Source organism: Chitinophaga sp. SVR4-12A, from assembly GCF_056754765.1.
This window is the reverse complement of record NZ_JBPGWP010000001.1, coordinates 1,301,437-1,321,827: the sequence shown is the minus strand read 5'-3', so window position 1 is coordinate 1,321,827 and position 20,391 is coordinate 1,301,437. Positions and strand designations below refer to the sequence as shown.

The following is a 20,391-nucleotide window of genomic DNA, read 5'->3' as shown; positions in this document are numbered from 1 at the left end:
TCCCCCTATGGTAATACGATCAGTTTCCTTCCTTCCAGCCGCAGGTGCACATCCGATTGCTGAAGGCCTATCAGCAGGCCATTCAGGGAAATGTCCTTTGTCATCTTTCCCCAGAAGGTAATGTTGGGCGCGCCCTTTTCATACACCACCTCGATATCGTACCAGCGTTCAAGCTGTCTCATTACTTCCTGCAGGGTGGCGCCATTAAAATTGAATAGTCCGTCTTTCCAGGCTGTTATCTTTTCAATGTCTGCATGGCTGAGCATTTTGATCGTTGTAGCTGAGCGGCTGTCTGTCTGTGCCTGCTGCCCGGGCTTCAGCACCAGAGCAGCAGCGGCAGTCCGGGTGCTTACTTTTATACGCCCTTCCACCAGCGTGGTATTAATGTGCTGTTCATTCACATAGGCATTCACATTAAAATGCGTTCCGAGCACTTCTATGTTCATATAGCCGTTCACATTTACAAGGAATGGCATATTTGCATTCCGGGCCACTTCAAAGTAGGCTTCGCCTGTTACTTCTACCAGCCTGGTTTTCCCGGTGAATGCAGTAGGGTACCTAAGCGAGCTGGCGGCATTCAGCCATACTCCTGTGCCGTCTGGCAATACCAGCTTAAACTGGCGGCCCTTGGAGGTGCTTATTGTGTTATAGTCCACACCTTCTCCCTGCTGGGGTGTATAGGAGAGGCGGCCTTCTGTCAGCAACACTTTTGCTCCTTTCTGGGTAGCAATAACACCGTTCCCCAGGCTATCCAGCACTACCTGCGAACCATCTGCCAGCGTAAGTACCGCTCCATTCCTGCCGGGGGCAATATCCGCCGCCTTTGCTTGCACGGGAGGCTGCAGCCGGTCTTTTCTTCCAGGCAGCAGGAAATAAATGCCTATTGCTGCTATAAGAGGGATCAAAACAGCAGCCCAGGCCCATCTGCGGAAAAAAGATGGTATAGGGCGAAGCGGGACAGGATCTGCTTCCGGGGCTTTATCCGTATCCATCACGGCCATTAGCAGCGGCCTCCACTCTTCAGCGGCTGCTACGGGCTCCGCAGGCGCATCCTCCATCATGGCGGCCAGCTGTTGCTGCAGCTCATCGGACATCGCCGGATCCATGGCATAGGCAGCAAGCTCCTGCCGCTCTTCTTCAGTAAGGCGGCCTGCTGCATAGGCGGACAAAAGGTAAAATAGCCGTTGTTTTTCCATAAACTATAATAAGAAGATGCGTCTCGCCCAGGCATGGGCCTATTGCGTTTAAAAAAAAATTACCGGAATAAAAGGAATAGTATCAGCCACCAACCGGCTTCGCCTGCGGCGGCCAGGTACTGGCGGATAGTAGTGAGGGCTGTGGAGAGTGTGTTCTTGACCGTTTTAGGGGAAAGATCAAGGGCGGTGGCGATTTCCCGGATGCTCATGCCTTCATTCCTGCTCATTTGAAAGATGAGCCTGCGTTTTTCCGGGAGTCTGCTGATGGCATCCTGCACCAGGCGTTGCAGTTCGTTCAGCCGTAGGGTGTTTTCGGTGATATTGGTAGACTGCGGCAGTGTTTCTTCGTATCCTGAGACCGCTCTTTCCTGCGACAGGCGCCGCCTGATATACATGTGATACTGGTTAGCGGCTATGCGGAAAATATAGGCGGCCGGGTGCTCCACGTGTTGCAGCTTGTCCCTGCTGAGCCATATCCGTACGAATGTTTCCTGGATAATCTCCCGGGTATCGTCTGTAGAAGCTGTTAGCTTTTCAATAAAGGGTTTCAGCCGTTCTAAATAGGATTCAAACAGGATCGAAAAGGCTGCTTCGTCCCCTTCCGCTATGCGCGCAAGGAGCTCTCTTTCGTTATATCCCCGGTTTGCTGACAATCTGATCGGTTTTGCTACCCTAAATGGCAAGCGCTAATATATCACATTTATCCATATAGGTTAAAGCGGGGACGCGAATAAATAGTATTTTTGAAGGGTTTGAGACAGCCTTAGGCTTAATGTGAAGAGGAGGCCTCTTTCCAGGTGACAGGCCGTATATTTTCCTTCTCCAGCAATTTCTTAAACCCTTCACTCGTCACATAATTGAAATCATTCTGCCGCCAGGCGGAGCCGAAATCGGGATGATCGATGGCAACGGCCTGCATTTCGTCGTTATCATAAGCCAGGTGGAAGATGATCTCGTTCAGCCCGGGTTTTAACCGTTGCAATGCCTGATCATAATACTCATGCCATTTATCGGCAGGAGCGGCTTTAAAGGCGGTGATAAACTGGTTGACGACCACGTTGTTTACGGTGTCAACATAGGGCAGCATTTGCGGGGCCATGATGTGTATCAGGTTCATGGGGATCATGACCGGTAAGCTAAACTCTTTTCCCAGCTCCTGGTATATCTTCACCATTTCCGGGGATCCAAAGAGGCTACCCATGTGTGTATCCAGGTGGGATAACCTGATGCCGGCGGCCATTGCTTTGCGGATCTGCGCACGGATCTCCTTTCGTACTTCTTCGGGTTTGGCATGCTTGTTAAATTCTTCCACAGAAGCATAGAAGTATCCATCTTTATCCAGGAGGCTTGAGATCTCGTTGGAGGAAGAAACACCACCCCATTTATAGTTTTTCCATTCTGAAGTTAAGGTGATATGGATACCCCAATCCAGTTCAGGGTGGGCTTTTGCATAGGCAGCTATCTCCGGGAACCAGGCACATGGCACCATAATGGCGGCGGAGTTGATGGCTTTCTTTTCAAAAGCGGCGATGATAGCCGCATTTACTGAGTGGGAAACACCCGCATCATCGGCATGGATGATCAATAATTTGTCTTTAGGCTGTGCCGCTGCAGTAAACGGTATCAGCAACATGCAGCCAAGCAGCACCCGGTAATTGAAAATTTTCATAGTCTGTTTTTAAGGGTTATTCAGGATTTCTATCCAGTACTTCCTTTTTTTCGATGCGGTAAGATGCAATAAGGCCAATACCTCCGAAGATGGCTATGAGCGCAAAATATATAGAGGCATTCTCTTCTCCGTCGATCCGGGATGAGGCCACATCTACGAGGTATGCCAGTAATAAACCAATACCGCCACCTGTCAGCAGCAAGCCATATTTCAGGCTGGTATAGGGAGCCGGCCGGTGAACCTTAGGGTTCATGCCCTTTTCTATCATTGCCAGGTTCTCTTTCCTTAAAAGATAAATTATTCCGAAAATTAAAGCCATGGCGCCCAGGGGCACCAGGATGGCTGTGAGCATTTCATTACTACCCATGATAATAATTGTTGTGAATATTAAAATTTAGCCTGTTTGTAGCAATTATGACTACGGGTAAAAAGACCAGGTTACAGGAAATGCGGTAATTATTTTAAATTCGGGTGTAACCTCCGCGTTAAAACAGTAGTCATATTGCTCATCTATGCACGCTGGAATGGATGACATTCAGATTATCAACCAGGTACTACAAGGTGATCAGCAAAGTTTTGAGGAATTGATAAAACGGTATCAGCGCTTTGTATTTACCATTGCACTACGCTATGTCCGCAACCGCGAGGATGCTGAGGAGATCGCGCAGGATGTATTTGTGAAAGCTTATCGCTCATTAGCGGATTTTAAAAGGACTGCGAAGTTCAGTACATGGTTGTATACTATCGCTATCAATACTACGAAGACTTTTTTACGGAAGGCAAAACCACCTGTTGATCCCCTGGATACTACCAGGGCCGCTGAAACGGTGAACGCAGGGCATACCGGAAATGGCGCCGATCTGACGGAACAGCGCTCTACCCGCCAGCTGATCAACCAGGTGATCGGGTTGTTAAGCCCGGATGATGCCATGATCATCACCCTGTTCTATAAAGCTGAGCAAAGCATTGAAGAAACCGGCCTTATCATGGGCCTCACATCCAATGCTGTAAAGGTGAAATTGCACAGGGCGCGCTTACGCCTAAAGGAGAAACTGGAATTGTATTTTGCAGACGAGATAAAAGAAATCATACATTAGTGTTCGAACTGCTTAAGTGAATTGATATGGCGCAACATTTTGATATAGAAAAACATTTGCGGGAAGAGCTGGAGCTTATAGCTCCCTCGCCTGACTTTTCTAAAAAAGTAATGGGGGCAATTGACGGCGTGCGTATTGCGCCACCGTCCCGCACTTATATCAATCGCAGGGTGGTGTATGGCGTTGGGCTGTTCTTTTTGCTGCTGATCGCGGCGGCCCTGGTTTGGGGGCTCGTTGCTTTCGACTGGTCTGCAGCGGGCAAATTGATTTCACCTGTAGCGCTTAGGAAACTGAACTTCAGCCAGTATTTTACGCATAACACCCTTAATAGCCTGCTCTTTTTGAATATTTTGCTGGGACTGGTTTTTTTGGATAAATATTTCTCCAGGAGGTCCCGGGCTTTGTGAAGCCAAGTCAGCACTGCCTGCACTCCTCCATTAAGGAGTTGTTCCTGCATGAGATAACCTGGGTTCCAGGCTGCTGCTGTATTGAAGATCTAAAGGAATCGGAATAGGTTTTTTAGTGTCCATGATACCTGGCGTAAGGTATGACAGCTTTAATTTAAAGTCTTCAATTTTATGCAGGTATTCCAGGCGAAAAGGATAAAATCCTTTTTGCAGGGGCAATATGTAGGAATACGTGCGGTTGCTGTAAGAGCCTTCCCATCGTATCAGGAGCTGGTTGTTAAGATACAGTTTTGAATCTTTATCTGCGTCCAGAATAAATATATAATAGCCGTCTTCTTTTGTCTCCAGTAGTCCATCAATAACAAGGGCGAAGTCATTTTTCCGGGGTAGTTTATCCAGGTCAAAATCTGCAGTTATTGTTCCTTCTTTCTCCGGTTTTAAATTCCGGAAGTTGGCAGTGCTATCCCATTTTCCTTCATAATAGGCGTAGTGAAAACCTCCGGGCCGGGCATTCTTTTGTTTTGACAAAGGGCTGAGCGCTTTCCCGGCTGTGAAATCGGCGGTCTTCACCTTATCGTAACGCGCTCTGTTGGTAAATTGTTTTACCGTGAACGTGGCAGGGTGAGTAATCGTGATCTCGGGCTGCACTTTCGGAGATAGTACTGTGGATTCCGTTCCATCGAGCGTATAATAGGCCCTTGCCGTATCTCCAAAGTACCATACTTTAACGGGCTTATTCTTCAAAACGATACCACTCATCGGATGAAATTCAATGAGCCCGTTATGCCATCCGTAAGAAAATTTCAAGCCATCGTAGATACTTTTAAACCTTACTGAACTGTGTGTTTCATCAGGGTAATCAATATGCTTCCAGGTTAAGCCTGCAGGAGCCCATTTATGAAGGATGGTATCCATGGAAGCGATCTTCATGCCTGCGCCCGCTTCTCCTTCTCTGCCGCTTATGAAAAGTGTAATGCTTGAATCAGCTAATGCAGGCAATTTATCCGGTGCTATCTTTTGTATATAGCCGTTGTCCCACCAAAGACTGGGATCGACTGCAATGTAGGATTTAAAGGTTTTGGGCTCATTCAGCAACGCATTGATAACAAACAGGCCGCCCAGTGAATGTCCCCATAACGTATTATCGCCATTAGAGGGGTATTCTTTATTGATATGGGGGATCAATTCATCTTTAATAAAACGAAGGAAATCAGCTGCTCCCCCGGAGGTCTTCCAATCATCCATATGTGTTGGGGTGAGGTCTTTAACGCGATCGATGCCCATTACACTGACAATGATGGTTGGCGGCATATAGCTTTCTCCTTCTACAAACCGCTGTACCTTTGTTATTAAGCCTGTATTCCAATTACCGCCGTCAAGCACATACAGCACATCGTATTTATCAGCGCTTCCCGGTTTATAATTCTGGGGTACGAATACCTGGAAAAGCCGTTTCTGGTTTAAGATGCCGGAGTTGATGGAGTCGAGCCTTCCTACGTCGAATACTCTCCAAACGGTGTCTTGTGCTTTTGCCAGGTTTGCCTTAGCGCTGATGATCGTTAACAGGATAACAAAGAAAAGATACTTGATTTTCATTGCAGTTGTTTTCATGACGGTACTTGTGATACCAAATATACTACCAATCCAAGCCCTTCACGAAATGTGCTGAGAAATAATGTGTTCTGTACGCCGCTAAAGCAGGCTGTTGTTCAATTGCGGACGCCTGATGTCCGTTTTTAATTGTTTTTTTGCTTTTTTACGTTTTACTTTGTTCTCCATGGAAAAGAGAACCATCATTACCGTCCGCGACCTGGTGAAGCAATACGGGGATTTTACGGCTGTAAAAGGGATCAGCTTCGAGGTGTATGAGAACGAGATATTTGGCCTGCTGGGCCCTAACGGAGCGGGTAAATCCAGTACCCTGGAGATCATTGAGACCTTGCGTGAGAAGACGTCGGGGCAGGTGATCGTTGACGGTTTTGACCTGGATAAAGACCCGGAAAGCATTAAGAACATCATCGGCGTGCAGCTGCAAAGCTCAGGCTATTATCCCAACCTGAACCTGACAGAGCTGATCGCCCTGTTCAGCGGGTTGTATAACCAGCCTACAAATGCTAAAGAGCTGCTGGCCCGCTTTAACCTGGAGGATAAAGCCCATGCGAAATACAAGGAGCTGTCCGGCGGCCAGAAGCAGCGTTTTTCCATCGCTACCACCCTTATCAACCGGCCCAAGATCATTTTCCTGGACGAGCCTACCACCGGTCTGGACCCCCAGGCCAGGCGCAACCTGTGGGAATTGATCCAGCAGGTAAGATCGCAGGGCACTACCGTAGTGATCACCACCCACTATATGGATGAGGCGGAATTCCTGTGCGACCGCTGCGCTATTGTAGACAAAGGTGAGATCATTGCCCTGAACTCCCCGGATGTGCTGATCGACAAACTGGTGGCAGGAGGCTTTGAGCGCAAGAAGGAAGTGAAGAAGGCTAACCTGGAAGATGTGTTTTTGCACCTGACGGGAAGAGAGTTAAGAGAAGAATAATAAACAGCTATTAGCTTTTAGCATTTAGCTGTTAGCTCGTGAAGCCGTTTGGAGACCGAAGCCAACTGTCTGCAGCTAAAGGCTAAAAGCTAAAAGCTAAAAGCTAATAGCTAATAGCTTCCAATAATAAACCTTATACGGATGGAGGACTTACAATACCCCATTGGCCGGTTCAAATCCCCGGACATTGTCACGGATGTTCAACTGAAAGGCTATATCAACGATATACGCCATTTACCCAACCTGATAGAAATTGCGGTGCAGGGCCTGGACGCCTGGCAGCTGGATACGCCTTACCGTCCCGGCGGATGGACGGTAGCACAGGTGGTACATCACCTGGTAGACAGCCATATGAATGCGGTTACCCGTTTTAAATGGGCACTGACAGAAGATGCGCCCGTCATTAAACCTTATAATGAAGCCGCCTGGGCTAATCTGCCGGATGTGCGCCATACACCGGTGAATGTATCCATTACAATACTATATGGCCTGCATGCCCGCTGGGTACAGCTGCTGGAACACCTGACAGCCGCAGAGTGGGAGCGGACCTTCATACACCCGGAGAGCGGGAAAACCTTTGGGCTTAAAACCATTGCGGCAATGTATGCATGGCATAGTATGCATCACCTGGCGCATGTGGTTAACCTGAAGGAGCGGGAGAATTGGTAAACATCAAACAGCAAACTCAATTATGGCTTCGTTAGATTGGAAACTGCTGCATTCGGAGTATATCTACAAAAGTGACTGGCTTACTGCACGTAAAGACCGCTGCCTGACGCCAGCAGGTAAGATAGTAGACCCTTATTATGTTTTAGAATATCCGGGCTGGGTGAATGCGCTTGCCATTGCAGAAGATGGCAAGGTGATCATGGTACGGCAATACCGTCACGGCTACGGGCAGACGATTCTGGAAATCCCGGGCGGCGCAATGGACCCTGCAGATGCTTCGCCAGCAGTAGCTATGCGGCGCGAACTGCTGGAAGAAACAGGATATGCTTTTGACCAGCTCATACCACTGGGGGATATTTGTCCGAACCCGGCCTCCAGCAATAATGTTACCTATATGTTCCTGGCAACCGGCGGCAAAAAGGTACAGGAACAAAAGCTGGATCAGAATGAAGAGATAGAGATCGTGATCATCAGCATGGAAGAGCTGCAACAGCTGCTGAAAGCCAACCAGATCAGGCAGGCGCTGCATGTAACCTGTATCTACTATGCGTTGCAGCACCTGAACACTACATTGCTTCCGCAACAATAAAGAAGCTGCCGCATACCAGTATCAGATCATCTTTATGGGCGTGTAAACGGGCTGATTGCAAGGCCTGCTGTACGCTTTCGTAGGCATGTCCTTTAAGGCCGTGACGGCTGGCCATTTCTGCAAGGGTATGTTCGTCCAGCGCGCGGGGGATCTGTGCCTTGCAGAAATAGTAAGTGGCAGTTACCGGGAGCAGGGGCAGTACATTATCGATCGCCTTGTCTTTTACAAAGCCCACTACAATGTGCAGTTTCTGGTAAACGGTATGACGCAGCTGCTGCATGATCTCGGTAATACCGGCTTCGTTATGGCCAACATCCAGTACGGTGAGCGGTTGGGTGTTGATCACCTCCCAGCGGCCACGCAGGCCGGTTAGCTTTCTTACATGCGCAAGGCCTTCATGGATGGCCTGTTCAGATATTTCCCATTGCTGCTGCTGTAAGATCTTAATGGCGCTTAATACGGTCATCACGTTCTTTTCCTGGTATTGGCCTACCAGGTCGAGGGTGATATGCTTCAGGTCTTGCTGTGGCTTATGTTTGGGAACAATGCCCAGTTTCAGTCCGGCGGCAGGTTTAGCAGGCGTCAGGCTGCTTTCCTGGATCAGCCATTGCTGATCTGCAAAGCAGATAGGCGCTTCCATAGCGGCTGCCTTCTCGTTGAACACCTGCTGTACTTCGGGTTGTGTTTCGCCGATCACTACCGGGATGCCTTTCTTGATAATACCTGCTTTTTCTGCTGCAATTTCGGGCAGGGTATTGCCCAATATATGCATGTGATCGTAGCTGATGTTGGTGATCACGGAGAGCTCCGGCGTGATGATATTGGTGCTGTCGAGGCGGCCGCCCAGGCCCACTTCGATGATGGCGATATCCACCTGTTCCAGCGCGAAGTAGTGGAAGGCCATGGCTACGGTAAGCTCGAAGAAGGAAGGCTCCAGGGTGCTGACGGCGTTCTTCATCTGCTCTACAAATTCTACGACGAAGCTTTCGGGCACCATTTGACCGTTCACGCGTATACGTTCCCGGAAATCTTTGAGATGCGGGGAAGTATAGAGGCCTGTTTTATAACCGGCCTGTTGCAGTACTGCGGCCAGCATATGGCTCGTGGAGCCTTTGCCGTTAGTGCCGGCGATGTGCACGGATTTGAATTTATCCTGTGGGTTGCCAAGGAGCTTACATAACTCCAGGGTGTTGTAGAGGTCGTGTTTTAATGCTACGGCGCCTACCCTGGTGAACATGGGAAGGTGCTGGTAGAGGTAATCGACGGTTTGCTGATAGTTCATAAATCCGAAATTCCAGCATCCAAATTCCAAAGAAAATCTCAAATCCCAAAAAGTAATTCATGCACCCTGATAAAAGGAGGATGCCGGAACTACAATTTTGGAATTGGAACCGCTGTTTGGAATTTTAGTAAGGAGGACAATCTACCTGGCGCCGCTGTTTGCGGAAGATACCTCCGCCGCCGTCACGCTCACCGCGTTTGAAGCGGATGGGCACTACCCGCAGGGCTATGAAAGCGTCTGCATGGTTGAGGTTAGCGCGCATGAGGTTAGAGAAAATGCTGGACGAGCCGATGATAAGCGGTCCGGCACGGAAGCCTACACCAGCGTCGGCCTGGCCGAAGCGGTTGAGCGTTATAGGGAGGTAGGCGCCAAAATGTTTGCTGTCAAAACGGGGCGTTACCTGCAGCTGTGTGATCATGTAGTTCTTGCTAACGTTGCTTTGTCCGGAGAACAGGCCGATAACGGCGTTGGCACTCAGGAAAAAGCGGCCGTCGATATTATAATCGCCGCTCAGGTGGAGGGCGGTAGGAAGGGCCATGAAAAAGCCATCATAGGTAGTGACGGGAGTAAAGTTCTGGATCACGCGGCGGTAATAGACACGCAGGTCTTCATTTTTCTTGCGTGTGATGGAGTCCGGGTTAATGCTTTCGGTACGCAGATCGAGGTCCCTGTTAGCGGGTGATTTTTTATAGAAGATACCGCCGATGTCTGTAACGGAAGCTCCTAAACGAAACTTGTAGGTATCCGCATCCGGGTTCCAGGAATCGGACTCGTAACCACCGAAGCCATCGCCATCGGGGCGGTATTCGTAGATCACGCCGATGTCTGCTCCTATACCGGGGCTACCGGTCAGTTTGAGGAAGTTCCCGGCGTTGGTCGGGCCCCAGGTATCGAGGTCTTCGTTATAGGCAGATTTGAGCGTGCCTGTATTGATAGCGGCGTTGCGGCGGTTGTTCAGGATGAAGGTGGCGTCATTTACCACACCGTAACCCGCGGCGGTACCGCTCAGGTATTTAAGGGTGACGCCTGCTTTCCAGCGGCTGGTCACATCGTCTTTGATCACGCGGGAGTAGGTAAGGCCTATCTCATTCCAGCTGTGAAAAAATACGCTGCCATAGTCTATAGAAAAATTCTTTCCCACGAAGCGCGGGTTAGGATAATCGATACCGAAGAAGTTGGCGATCACGGTTTCCACGTTACCAGCGTTGGCGATGCCGCGTACGCGCCAGGTAAAAGCGACCGCCTGTTTTTCGTCGATAGAATAGAGCACGGAAGGCATCATCACTTCGCCCATGGCCCAGCCGTACTGGCGGCTGGAGGAGGCGGTGTCCAGGAAATAATCCTGGTCGCGTACCCACTTATCGGGCGGGCTGAAGATATTGGATTTAGGAATGCTGGCGTAGGTGTTGCCTGCCTTCACGTCCACACCGATGATATTGACGTCCCATTTGTACCTGGATCCTGCAGCAGATGCAGGATTGGTAAGTACGCCATAAATGCCCGCATAGTGACTGGTATGGTATCCGGCAAAAGATTGGGCCTGCGCATACTGCAAGGAGAGCAGCAGACCTAAAGTGGCAATAAAAAGTTTTCGCATAGTATTATTCTGGGCTATGACGCATCTTCACCGTTCGCTCTCTCCTGTGATCGTGATCTTAATATAACAGTTGTATTGTCCTCTTATTGTACTTTGAAATAAAACCTTATGGTTCCAAACTGCTCTTCCGGGGCATCAGGGCTTGCATTGTACTTAATCTCCCGGGCGGCTCTTTTTGCAATCTCGATAAGGGTTGGATTATTGAGCGTAGAGCCGCGGAGGCTATGGGCGGCGCTTACTACGTTGCCCTGCCTGTCTACTTTTATATTAACGGCGATATAGCCGGTTTCATTGCCTTCGTAAGTGGGCTGTGGCCTGCTCACCAGGGATCGTCCGCGAAGGCGGAAATCGCTACGGCCACCACCTAATCCGCCACCCGTATAACCGCTGGCGTTAGGGTCTCCATTGATCTGTCCGCGGTCGCCGGGGCGGCCGGTATTACCTTCTCCGGTGGAATTATTGGAGCCATTGGCGTTGTTACCGCTGTTGGCGCTATTGGCAGTGCCGCCGCTGTATACCGCTTTGGGCTTGGGAGCAGGCGGTGCGGGTGCGGGAGGCGCTTCCGTTGTCTTCCTGGGCGTTTTTTCAGGCTTGGGCTCCAGGTTCCTGCGGTGTTCCCTTGGCTTCTCCTCCGGTTTTTCCGGTTTGGTGATCTCAGGGGCCTCTTCTTCGTCCTGGGTAGCAATATCTTCTGCAGGAGCTGCGTCCTGGGACGGGGCCGGCTGGTTTTGTGGGGATGAGGCCTCAGGCGCTGCGTTGCTGGGCGGGTTAGGGTTGAGTGGTTGTTCATCACCCATTCCATCGTCGGAGGTACCCAGGTTCACTTCCATGCCCAGGTCCTGATCAGGAGGGGGCGGCGGGGCAGAAAAACCGGCAAACAGCAGTCCAACAAGCAGTAATGCATGTACGCCAATCGTTGTGCCAAGGGCCGTTAAGTTCTTCTGAGTATTCCGCTCTTGCATAATGATCAAAAATAATATTTTTCCTGACTATTTAAATATTTCATATGCGAAACGCAATATCGTTGCACATACCACCAGCAGGAAAAACCTGCGAACCAGACTGTTGCCTTTCAATATAGCCAAACGCGCGCCAAAAAATGAGCCGGTCAGGTTAGCGACCGCCATTGCCAGGCTTACCGGCCATAAAATATGCCCGTGAAGGGCAAAATACAGGATGGCCGCTATGTTGGTAGCCAGGTTCACCACTTTGGCATGGGCGCTGGCGTGTAAGAAATCGAAGCCCATCAGGCTGATAAAGGCCAGGATCAGGAAGCTGCCGGTTCCGGGCCCGAAAAAGCCATCGTAAAAGCCAATTACTCCTCCAATAACGGCGCCCCACACCCATGTATTGCCTGCGGGCAGGAAGGCCTCCTGTGTTTGCTGACCGAAATCCTTTTTAAGCCAGGTATATATCGCTACTGCAACCAGCAGGCAAAGCATAATGGGCTTGAGGAACTGGTTGGGGAGATAAGTCACCAGCGAAGCCCCCAACATAGCCGCAAAGAAGGCCGTAACAGCTGTTACAGCCAGCAGGCCGCGGTGAAAGCTCACCTTTTGGGCGTATTGCCAGGCTGCCATGCTGGTGCCTGAAAATGAAGGTATTTTGGTAGTGCCCAGCAGTGTGGCTACCGGGTATTGCGGAAAGGTAAAGAGAATGGCGGGTGTCTGGATCAATCCGCCGCCGCCAACAATGGCGTCTATAAAACCTGCGCAGAGCGAGAAGCAGCAGAGCAGGACGAGGTCGGTTGTTATCACGGGGGCAAAAATATTGTTTTTAGGGGAATGATCTATGCAGCGGTAACGCGTTTATTCAGGTACCAGAACCCTGCTGCCGTCACCACAGAGCAGCCGGCTACAATATACCACCAGTAAGCAAAGCCGAGGTATTGTACAATGTTGGTGCTTAAAGTGGGCGAGATCACCTGCGCCACTGAGAATGCTACCGTGTACAGGGATGCGTACTGACCGCGGTTATGGTCTGCGCTGCGGCTGGTCCAGAAGGTATTCATGAAAGGCACGGTCATTATTTCGCTGACGGTGAACAGGAGTATGAACAATATGGCCACTGCGAAGGAAGCAGGGAGCAGATTAAAGCTCAGGTACGCAAGGCCATTCACCAGCACCCCTCTCCAGATAAAATCCAGGGGTGCTTTTTTACCTTCCAGCTTATAAACCGTTATCATTTCGAGCAGGGCGATGAGCAGCCCGTTCAGGCCTATTGTCATCCCCACATAGAGCTCGGGCATGTGAACAACCGTTTTAAAGTATAAGGACACCAGGGAGCTAAGCTGGAAGAAGAACATCGCGTACATGCACACCAGTGCGATGAAGAACATGTACAATCCATCCCTGTAGGCAGGAGGGCCTTTAACAGCTGCGGTTCCATCGCCGGCAGCGGGTTTCGCCACTTTTACCGGAGGTAAGATCAGGCGCATGAGCAGGGCGGCAATGATACAGGTAAGGCCATCTGCCCAGAACAGGAAACGGTAGCTGATGGCAGCCAGGATACCGCCCAGCGCGGGACCTACGGAGAAGCCCAGGTTGATGGCCAGCCGGTGCAGCGAATAAGAGCGGGTGCGGTTTTCAGGATTGCTGTACGCTGCGATAGCCGCTGCGTTAGCGGGACGGAAAGCATCTCCCACCAGGCTTAATACGAATACGCAGATGCTGATCTGCGTCATGGTGCGCATCTGCTCCAGCACAATGAATAATATCCCGTTGAGAAAGAGGCTCCAGAACTGTACGGGATAGAAGCCGATACGGTCTGCCAGCCGGCCGCCGAGCAGTGCGCCCAGTATAGAGCCGGCGCCCCAGATGGCGAGAACGATGCCTGCCTGGCTAATGGAAAAATGTTGATGCTGGGTGAGGTAAATGGTAAGAAAGGGCATTACCATGTTGCCGCTCCGGTTAATGAGCAGGACAACGGATAACCACCAGGTGGAGGTGCTGAGGCCAGAAAAGGCTTTTTTGTATAAAGAGAGCAAGGAACAGCGGGTTTAAGGGAAGCGCAAAGGTAATTAATTTAGTCGTTAGTCGTCAGTCGTTAGTCGTTAGTAAATGCAGCGAATATGATCTTCGCGCCAATCACTGACGACTGACGACTAACGACTAACGACTAACGACTATTACTGTCAACTAAAAATGTGCAAAATCATTTGCGTAGTCCCCTTTGATCCTTTCCATGGGCGGGTTGAAATAGCCGAATTTCAGGTGGGGGAATTCTTCGCGGATGAGGTCCAGCAGCTGTTGCATGCCAAGGCATTCTTCGGTTTCGGTGATGCCCAGTTTACCCAGGTACCAATCTGGATCGATGTTGAAGTTGCGCCACTGGATCATGCTTAAGCCAGTGTCTTTGATCAGCTTGCGCAGGGCTTCGTATTCAGAAACGCTGTCGGTCATGCCGGGGAACACGAAATAGTTGATAGAGCTCCAGCCGCCGAAGCTGCGTACTACTTTCAGGCTTTCTACGATGTCTTCAAAAGCATAGTTATTGGGCCGGTAGTAGGGCGTGTACCATTTTTCCTGTACGGAGTTGGTACTTACACGTATGCTGTTAAGCCCCGCCTCGCAGAGGGCGCGTACGGCGTCGGGCTTACTGCCATTGGTATTGATGTTGATGCTGCCTTTGGGGGTATGTTTCCGGATCTCCAGGATGGATTCACGGATGGTTTCCCACATGAGCAGGGGCTCACCTTCGCAGCCTTGTCCGAAGCTGACGATGGGGAAGGGAGCGGTTTCCAGGTGCGGCACGGTATATTCCACGATCTCTTCTGCCGAGGGCTTGAAGCGGAGGCGGTCCTGCGTGGAAACGATGCTTTCTTCTTCCGGCTGGAAGGAGATGCAGCCTACGCAGTTGGCATTACAGGCAGGAGAAGAAGGGATCGGGCATTCCCAGCGTCCCATGAAATAGTTACGGGCAGCCGGGCAATGATAGGTGAGCGCGCAGTTTTCTGCCAGGTGCTTTACCAGGCGGTTGTGCGGGTACGCCTGCAGCAGGTCTTTTACGCCTTGCTTTACCTTCTTATCGTCGAAACCCGCACATTCCTGGCGGATATCCTGTTCGATACGGGTGGCGGGCACATAGAATTTGCCGTCCAGCCAGCCTACTGCGGTATAGCAGAACAAGGGCAGGGTGGGGGCATCGGGCAGTGTTTCGTAGGCGGCCAGGTAAAAGCCGGTGTGGGCGGGGGGAATGAAAGCCGCTACAGCCCAGCCTTTGTCGCACAGCGCCATGTCGCCGGTAGCAGCATCGATACCGATGCCACGGCGGCCGGGCAGTTCGTACAAAGAGCCTCCTTCGGGCAGCTCAATCCATTCTTCGTCAGGGATAGGCATTGCGTCCCAGCCGCTGCGGCCGGTGACGTGCAGCGAAGTATCCTCAAAAATGTTCCCCTTTCCGTCGGAGTATAATATGTATGGTTTCATTAGTCGAAAGTTGTCAGTTGACAGTTGACAGTTGTCAGTGGTTAGTCGTTAGTGGTTAGTCGTTAGTAAATGCAGCGAATATAATCTTCGCGCCAATCACTAACGACTAACGACTAATGATTAATGACTAACCACTGACAACTGTTAACTGACAACTACTTAGCTATTTAACCGGCTCCTGCAGAACCCGTTTATTTCATCTTCTTTGATATCCGGAATATTATCCAGCACTTCCAGCTGCAGTATTTTATTGTTCTTAAAGTCTACCGTCAGCAGGTCATTCCGCAAAATTACGTTATTGAGCTGGTTCCAGCCCACTATCCGGCTTGAAAAGGTGGTGGGAATAGAAATGCCGGTGATATCCATGGAGATATAAACGGGCTTGAAAATATTGTGCTCCACCCAGCCGATGTAGGCCAGTCCCAGTCCTATCAGCAGCTGCAGCAAGCCTATGAGGGGCTGCATATGCGAGAGGAAATACAGGGCGCCGCTACAGCACACAAATACCTGCAGCAGGCGCATCATGCTGTTGGCGCCGGAGAAATTTCGCATACGGCGTATTACGAAAGGGAACAGCAGGCTGATAAAGCCCACTACCAGGAAAAATACCACCATGGCCCAGTTGGGCGTGCGGCTGTTGTACACGCCGATGGCGTTGAACAGGAATAATATTCCTGCCATTCCGTGCATTACCGGTTGTAAACGCAGGCGGGTGAGTGTATTGGGATGGAGGATCCGGATCTTATACATCAATTGCAGCTTACCAGTAAGTTACACAATTTAAAGAGGATGCGGGCGCCTACGTTGGCATCCCATTCATCGTGGGAGGTACTTACTTCGTTCAGGTCGAAACCGATCAGCTTGCGGCCGGAGGCCAGCAGGCGTTTGAAAAGGTAAAAGATCTGTTCTGCCTCAAATCCGCCCGGAACAGGGGTACCGGTATGCGGGCAGAGCTTGGGATCCAGGCCGTCTATATCAAAGCTGATATATACCTGCTGCGGCAGCGCTTCGATGATGCTGTCGCATATGTTGCGCCAGGTCTCGCCTTCGAACTGACGTTCCTTGATATTTTTATCGAAGAAGGTAACTACGCGGCCATTGCTGGCGGCAATGTAATCCAGCTCTTCCTCGCAGTAGTCGCGGATTCCCACCTGTACCAGTTTCTGCAGCTGGGGCACCTCATTGAGGGCGTTGTACATGATGGAGGCGTGGGAGTATTTGAAACCTTCGTAGCTGTCGCGGAGGTCGCAGTGGGCGTCAATCTGCAGGATGCCGAAATCGCCTTTCTTTTCGCCGATGGCTTTAAAAAAGCCCAGGGGGGTACTGTGATCACCGCCAACGAGGCCTACCAGCTTGCCTTTGTTAAGCAGGGCAAGGGTTTGGTTATAGACCCATTCGTTCATCACCTTGGTGCCGGTATTAACGTCTACCAGGGTCTTTTTCAGGAATTGATTCTCATTGATCTCGCCGCCTTCTGTCAGGAACTTGATATACAGTTCAGCTTCCTTGCGGAGGTAATCGCTGCGGAGGAGGAGGTGCTTGTCGGGTTCCCGCATAAAAAAGCCTTTTTTCCATCCATCCTTTACATCCGGGTCGAGGAGGTCTACCTGGAAAGAGGCTTTAAAGATCTGCTCCGGGCCACGGGCGGTACCGTTGCTGTAGGATACGGTCACTTCCCAGGGAACGGGCAGCAGCACCAGTTTTGCATCTTCCTCGCTGAAAGGCAGCCCAAATACGTTGTTTGACAGTAACCCTACCGAATTAGGGTCAAATTGTGTTAGATCGGCCATGATACTAATGATTCATTTTCATTTCCGGCGCAAAGATAGGAATCTGTGCCCTGTGAAATGCCTTTTATATAAAAATTAAGGACAGGGAACTTGTTTTTGCGTTAATTTTGCGCTGAAAATCGAACCGGTTACAGTAAATCAACGGATTAGAACAAAACAGGAAGCAGGCCGAAATTTTAAGCTATGAAGAAAACAAACATCATCTTACTGATAGTGATCGCAGTGGCCATCGGTGTAATTGTTACAATGGTAGGGGATTTCAGTACCTATGAAACATTTGCTACGGCGAAGGAAAAAGAAGGTAAGGAATATCATGTGATCGGGGTGCTGGACAAAACCCAGCAGCTCACATACGATCCTGTAAAGGATGCCAACTATTTCACATTCTACGTGAAAGATAAGGTAGGTGAAACCCGCAAGGTAATATTCTACGGCACCAAGCCTACAGATTTCGAGAAGGCCGAGCAGCTGGTGCTGACCGGTAAGATCGAGGGAGAGGAGTTCCACTGCAACAAGATACTGATGAAGTGCCCTTCCAAGTATAAAGACGACCAGATTGCCATGGGCACCAAACAAATGTAGGCTGCCACCATTCATTACTAATTCAGCGTAACATCTTGGAAACAAAATACATAGGGGAACACCTGCTGCCCGGACAGTTGGGACATTTCTTTGCAGTACTCTCTTTTATAGCATCACTGGTAGCCACCATTGCTTACTTCAACGTTGTCAGGGCCAGGGAAGCACAGCTGCAATCCTCCTGGAAGCTGCTGGCCCGCTGGGCATTTATCATAGAAGCTGCCTCTGTTTTTGCCGTATTCGGCATTTTATACTACGTACTGTACAATCACTTCTTTGAATATAAGTATGTGTGGCGCAACTCATCGCGCACACTGGAGGTAAAATACCTGCTGTCCAGCTTCTGGGCCGACCAGGAGGGTAGTTTCCTGCTTTGGAGCATCTGGCACAGCGTGCTGGGGATCATCCTGATCTTTACTTCCAAACGCTGGGAAGCGCCTGTAATGACAGTACTTTCCTTTGCACAGGTCTGCCTGGCCAGTATGCTGCTGGGGATCTATATACTGGGCTACCGTGTAGGCAGCAATCCTTTCCTGCTGTTAAGGCAGGCGGAGGAGAATATTAACCTGCCCTGGGTAAGCATGCCCAATTACCTGGAAAGGATCACAGACGGTAACGGGCTGAACCCGCTGCTGCAGAACTACTGGATGGTGATACATCCGCCGGTGCTGTTCCTGGGCTTTGCCTCTATGATCGTTCCTTTTGCATTTGCTTTTGGCGGGCTCTGGACCCGTGAATATAAAGAGTGGACCAAACCAGCCCTCCCCTGGGCCTTGTTTGCCGCCATGATGCTGGGTACCGGTATTATGATGGGCGCCGCCTGGGCGTATGAGTCGCTTACCTTTGGCGGCTACTGGGCATGGGACCCAGTGGAGAACGCCTCCCTGGTGCCCTGGCTCACGCTGATAGCCGGCGTTCATACCCTGCTGGCGTTCAAGTCTACCGGGCATGCGCTGAAATCTACCTTCTTCTTCTTCTTTATTTCCTTTGTACTGATCCTGTACTCTACTTTCCTGACCCGGAGCGGTGTGCTGGGAGAAACTTCCGTGCACTCCTTCACCGACCTGGGCATGAGCGGACAGCTGCTGGTATATATGGCGGTATTCACCATCCCGGCTTTTGTGATGCTGATCGTGCGCAGAAAAGAGATCCCGGACGTGAAGAAAGAGGAAAGCACTTACTCCCGCGAGTTCTGGATGTTTGTAGGCGCGCTGGTATTGCTGATCGCGGCTATCCAGATCACCTTCACTACTTCCATCCCCGTGTGGAACAAAATGTTTAAGCTGAACCTGGCGCCGCCACTGGAGCCGGTGTTCCATTACAACAAGATCCAGGTATGGGTGGCGATCGTGGTGGGCCTGCTCACCGCTATTGTACAGTTCTTGAAATATAAAGACACGCCGCGTAAGATAGCAGGTAAGAACCTGTTATGGCCTACGGTGATCTCACTGGTAGCAACAGTGCTGATCGGTTGGCTGGGCAAGATCAATTATAATTTGTACGGGGCCGGTTACCTGACCGCATTGTATATTATGCTGTTTGCCAGTGTATATGCGGTAGTGGGTAACGGCGTATATATTTTCAAAGGCCTGAAAGGCAAGATGAAATCTGCCGGTGCTTCAATTGCGCATATCGGTTTTGGCCTGGTATTGCTGGGCATCCTGATCTCTGCCTCCAAGCGGGAAGTGATCTCCATAGACCGTATGAAGATGCTGGACGGCGGTTTCTTTGGCAAGGAAAGCAAGGAGAACCCGCGCGAGAACCTGATGCTGCCCAGGAATTTCCCGATACAGATGGGCGATTACCATGTGACCTACGCAGGCGACTCTACGGCAGCAGGCGATCCGAAAACCTATTACGTGGTAAGGTATGAGAAGAAAGACCCTGCTACGGGACAACCACTGGAGAATTTCACCCTGTACCCGGATGCGTTCATCAATACCAAAGGACAGGAGGGGCTGACGCCTAACCCGTCTTCCCGTCATTACCTGACCCGCGACATCTTTACTTATGTAACGGCGGTACCACGTAAGGATGAGGGCAGCGATACGGCGCAATATAGCCATCATGAGATCAAGGAGGGAGATTCCGTTTTCTTCTCCAACGGCTATATTGTGTACAGCGGCCTGCAGAAATCTCCGCAGAACAAGAACTACCAGGCGGCGGCCCAGGAAGGCGACCTGGCCGTAGGCGCGCAATTGCAGGTGCATACCAAGGACGGCATGCAGTCTACCCTGGAGCCGGTATATTTTATCCGTAACAATACATATCAATATAACGTACCGGATACCGCCCATCAGTTATCCTTGTATGTTCGTTTTGCCAAGATACTTCCGAACGAGAACAAGATCGAGCTGGAGGTGAAGGAATCTGCGACGTTCGATGACTATATAGTGCTGAAGGCGTTCATTTTCCCCTTTATCAATGTGTTGTGGATAGGGATACTGATCATGATAGCGGGATTTTTAATGAGCATCTATCAGCGGGTGCGGCTGCGCAATTAATAATTAATAATGAATAATTAATAATATAAGTACATTAGTGTCA

At 50.3% G+C, this 20,391-nt stretch carries 20 protein-coding genes; 7 read left to right on the top strand and 13 right to left on the bottom strand.

From position 1 onward, the window contains the following. Window positions 1-5 precede the first annotated feature (5 nt). The 4 genes from ACR9Y8_RS05300 to ACR9Y8_RS05285 form a co-directional block, all read right to left on the bottom strand. A complete protein-coding gene (locus tag ACR9Y8_RS05300; protein WP_481212196.1) occupies window positions 6-1,196 on the bottom strand; it encodes a FecR domain-containing protein in 1,191 nt (396 codons plus the stop codon). A gap of 59 nt (window positions 1,197-1,255) precedes the next feature. After that, complete coding sequence (locus tag ACR9Y8_RS05295) at window positions 1,256-1,849, bottom strand: RNA polymerase sigma factor (RefSeq protein ID WP_481212195.1); 594 nt, start codon at window positions 1,847-1,849, stop codon at window positions 1,256-1,258. Window positions 1,850-1,965: 116 nt separating this feature from the next. Beyond that, window positions 1,966-2,865 carry a polysaccharide deacetylase family protein gene (locus tag ACR9Y8_RS05290; RefSeq protein ID WP_481212194.1) on the bottom strand — a complete coding sequence of 300 codons (900 nt, stop codon included), beginning with the start codon at window positions 2,863-2,865 and terminating at the stop codon, window positions 1,966-1,968. A 16-nt stretch (window positions 2,866-2,881) separates the two neighbouring features. Further along, complete coding sequence (locus tag ACR9Y8_RS05285; protein ID WP_481212193.1) at window positions 2,882-3,232, bottom strand: DUF6249 domain-containing protein; 351 nt, start codon at window positions 3,230-3,232, stop codon at window positions 2,882-2,884. A gap of 157 nt (window positions 3,233-3,389) precedes the next feature. Here ACR9Y8_RS05285 and ACR9Y8_RS05280 point away from each other — a divergent pair, with 157 nt between their 5' ends. Both ACR9Y8_RS05280 and ACR9Y8_RS05275 read left to right on the top strand, forming a co-directional pair. After that, window positions 3,390-3,962: an RNA polymerase sigma factor gene (locus tag ACR9Y8_RS05280; protein ID WP_481212192.1), complete on the top strand. Its 573-nt coding sequence runs from the start codon at window positions 3,390-3,392 to the stop codon at window positions 3,960-3,962. Between the two features lie 26 nt (window positions 3,963-3,988). Then, window positions 3,989-4,369, top strand: a complete 381-nt coding sequence (locus ACR9Y8_RS05275) for a hypothetical protein (RefSeq protein WP_481212191.1) — start codon at window positions 3,989-3,991, stop codon at window positions 4,367-4,369. Between the two features lie 30 nt (window positions 4,370-4,399). Here the strand turns inward: ACR9Y8_RS05275 and ACR9Y8_RS05270 are convergent, their stop codons facing one another. Beyond that, window positions 4,400-5,965 carry an alpha/beta hydrolase-fold protein gene (locus ACR9Y8_RS05270; protein ID WP_481212190.1) on the bottom strand — a complete coding sequence of 522 codons (1,566 nt, stop codon included), beginning with the start codon at window positions 5,963-5,965 and terminating at the stop codon, window positions 4,400-4,402. 181 nt (window positions 5,966-6,146) lie between these two features. Here ACR9Y8_RS05270 and ACR9Y8_RS05265 point away from each other — a divergent pair, with 181 nt between their 5' ends. The 3 genes from ACR9Y8_RS05265 (at window position 6,147) to ACR9Y8_RS05255 (ending at window position 8,169) form a co-directional block, all read left to right on the top strand. Further along, window positions 6,147-6,911 (top strand): ABC transporter ATP-binding protein, encoded by a 765-nt coding sequence (locus tag ACR9Y8_RS05265; protein WP_481212189.1) that lies wholly within the window; start codon window positions 6,147-6,149, stop codon window positions 6,909-6,911. 141 nt (window positions 6,912-7,052) lie between these two features. Beyond that, on the top strand, window positions 7,053-7,580 hold the full coding sequence (locus ACR9Y8_RS05260; RefSeq protein WP_481212188.1) for a YfiT family bacillithiol transferase: 528 nt from the start codon (window positions 7,053-7,055) through the stop codon (window positions 7,578-7,580). Between the two features lie 22 nt (window positions 7,581-7,602). Then, on the top strand, window positions 7,603-8,169 hold the full coding sequence (locus tag ACR9Y8_RS05255; protein ID WP_481212187.1) for an NUDIX hydrolase: 567 nt from the start codon (window positions 7,603-7,605) through the stop codon (window positions 8,167-8,169). Here ACR9Y8_RS05255 and ACR9Y8_RS05250 read toward each other — a convergent pair. From ACR9Y8_RS05250 to ACR9Y8_RS05215, 8 genes are all read right to left on the bottom strand, one after another. After that, the gene (locus tag ACR9Y8_RS05250; RefSeq protein WP_481212186.1) at window positions 8,147-9,451 is read right to left on the bottom strand and encodes a bifunctional folylpolyglutamate synthase/dihydrofolate synthase; all 1,305 of its coding nucleotides are present in this window, start codon (window positions 9,449-9,451) and stop codon (window positions 8,147-8,149) included. The two genes, ACR9Y8_RS05255 and ACR9Y8_RS05250, sit on opposite strands and share 23 nt — an antisense overlap. 124 nt (window positions 9,452-9,575) lie before the next feature. Continuing rightward, window positions 9,576-11,048, bottom strand: a complete 1,473-nt coding sequence (locus ACR9Y8_RS05245; protein ID WP_481212185.1) for a DUF5723 family protein — start codon at window positions 11,046-11,048, stop codon at window positions 9,576-9,578. 83 nt (window positions 11,049-11,131) lie between these two features. Next, entirely contained in the window at window positions 11,132-12,010 is an 879-nt protein-coding gene (locus ACR9Y8_RS05240; RefSeq protein WP_481212184.1) for a cell envelope integrity TolA family protein, read from the bottom strand. A 27-nt stretch (window positions 12,011-12,037) separates the two neighbouring features. Next, entirely contained in the window at window positions 12,038-12,805 is a 768-nt protein-coding gene (locus ACR9Y8_RS05235; RefSeq protein WP_481212183.1) for a sulfite exporter TauE/SafE family protein, read from the bottom strand. 32 nt (window positions 12,806-12,837) lie between these two features. Continuing rightward, a complete protein-coding gene (locus tag ACR9Y8_RS05230; RefSeq protein ID WP_481212182.1) occupies window positions 12,838-14,034 on the bottom strand; it encodes an MFS transporter in 1,197 nt (398 codons plus the stop codon). Between the two features lie 151 nt (window positions 14,035-14,185). After that, the gene (locus ACR9Y8_RS05225) at window positions 14,186-15,475 is read right to left on the bottom strand and encodes a radical SAM family protein (protein ID WP_481212181.1); all 1,290 of its coding nucleotides are present in this window, start codon (window positions 15,473-15,475) and stop codon (window positions 14,186-14,188) included. A gap of 159 nt (window positions 15,476-15,634) precedes the next feature. Then, on the bottom strand, window positions 15,635-16,225 hold the full coding sequence (locus ACR9Y8_RS05220; RefSeq protein WP_481212180.1) for a hypothetical protein: 591 nt from the start codon (window positions 16,223-16,225) through the stop codon (window positions 15,635-15,637). Beyond that, a complete protein-coding gene (locus ACR9Y8_RS05215) occupies window positions 16,225-17,265 on the bottom strand; it encodes an agmatinase family protein (protein ID WP_481212179.1) in 1,041 nt (346 codons plus the stop codon). Before ACR9Y8_RS05215 ends, ACR9Y8_RS05220 begins: the two co-directional genes overlap by 1 nt. A gap of 183 nt (window positions 17,266-17,448) precedes the next feature. Here ACR9Y8_RS05215 and ACR9Y8_RS05210 point away from each other — a divergent pair, with 183 nt between their 5' ends. Together ACR9Y8_RS05210 and ccsA are read left to right on the top strand one after the other, a co-directional pair. Beyond that, window positions 17,449-17,847, top strand: coding sequence for a cytochrome c maturation protein CcmE domain-containing protein (locus ACR9Y8_RS05210; protein ID WP_481212178.1), 399 nt, complete (start codon window positions 17,449-17,451; stop codon window positions 17,845-17,847). A gap of 35 nt (window positions 17,848-17,882) precedes the next feature. Continuing rightward, the gene (ccsA, locus tag ACR9Y8_RS05205) at window positions 17,883-20,348 is read left to right on the top strand and encodes a cytochrome c biogenesis protein CcsA (protein ID WP_481212177.1); all 2,466 of its coding nucleotides are present in this window, start codon (window positions 17,883-17,885) and stop codon (window positions 20,346-20,348) included. Window positions 20,349-20,391: the final 43 nt, after the last annotated feature.

Excerpts from the sequence above, each read along its gene's own strand:
- ACR9Y8_RS05300 (WP_481212196.1), bottom strand. The coding sequence starts at position 1,196 with ATGGAAAAACAACGGCTATTTTACCTTTTGTCCGCCTATGCAGCAGGC.
- ACR9Y8_RS05290 (WP_481212194.1), bottom strand. The coding sequence starts at position 2,865 with ATGAAAATTTTCAATTACCGGGTGCTGCTTGGCTGCATGTTGCTGATA.
- ACR9Y8_RS05285 (WP_481212193.1), bottom strand. The coding sequence starts at position 3,232 with ATGGGTAGTAATGAAATGCTCACAGCCATCCTGGTGCCCCTGGGCGCC.
- ACR9Y8_RS05280 (WP_481212192.1), top strand. The coding sequence starts at position 3,390 with ATGGATGACATTCAGATTATCAACCAGGTACTACAAGGTGATCAGCAA.
- ACR9Y8_RS05275 (WP_481212191.1), top strand. The coding sequence starts at position 3,989 with ATGGCGCAACATTTTGATATAGAAAAACATTTGCGGGAAGAGCTGGAG.
- ACR9Y8_RS05270 (WP_481212190.1), bottom strand. The coding sequence starts at position 5,965 with ATGAAAATCAAGTATCTTTTCTTTGTTATCCTGTTAACGATCATCAGC.
- ACR9Y8_RS05265 (WP_481212189.1), top strand. The coding sequence starts at position 6,147 with ATGGAAAAGAGAACCATCATTACCGTCCGCGACCTGGTGAAGCAATAC.
- ACR9Y8_RS05260 (WP_481212188.1), top strand. The coding sequence starts at position 7,053 with ATGGAGGACTTACAATACCCCATTGGCCGGTTCAAATCCCCGGACATT.
- ACR9Y8_RS05255 (WP_481212187.1), top strand. The coding sequence starts at position 7,603 with ATGGCTTCGTTAGATTGGAAACTGCTGCATTCGGAGTATATCTACAAA.
- ACR9Y8_RS05250 (WP_481212186.1), bottom strand. The coding sequence starts at position 9,451 with ATGAACTATCAGCAAACCGTCGATTACCTCTACCAGCACCTTCCCATG.
- ACR9Y8_RS05245 (WP_481212185.1), bottom strand. The coding sequence starts at position 11,048 with ATGCGAAAACTTTTTATTGCCACTTTAGGTCTGCTGCTCTCCTTGCAG.
- ACR9Y8_RS05240 (WP_481212184.1), bottom strand. The coding sequence starts at position 12,010 with ATGCAAGAGCGGAATACTCAGAAGAACTTAACGGCCCTTGGCACAACG.
- ACR9Y8_RS05225 (WP_481212181.1), bottom strand. The coding sequence starts at position 15,475 with ATGAAACCATACATATTATACTCCGACGGAAAGGGGAACATTTTTGAG.
- ACR9Y8_RS05220 (WP_481212180.1), bottom strand. The coding sequence starts at position 16,225 with ATGTATAAGATCCGGATCCTCCATCCCAATACACTCACCCGCCTGCGT.
- ACR9Y8_RS05215 (WP_481212179.1), bottom strand. The coding sequence starts at position 17,265 with ATGGCCGATCTAACACAATTTGACCCTAATTCGGTAGGGTTACTGTCA.
- ACR9Y8_RS05210 (WP_481212178.1), top strand. The coding sequence starts at position 17,449 with ATGAAGAAAACAAACATCATCTTACTGATAGTGATCGCAGTGGCCATC.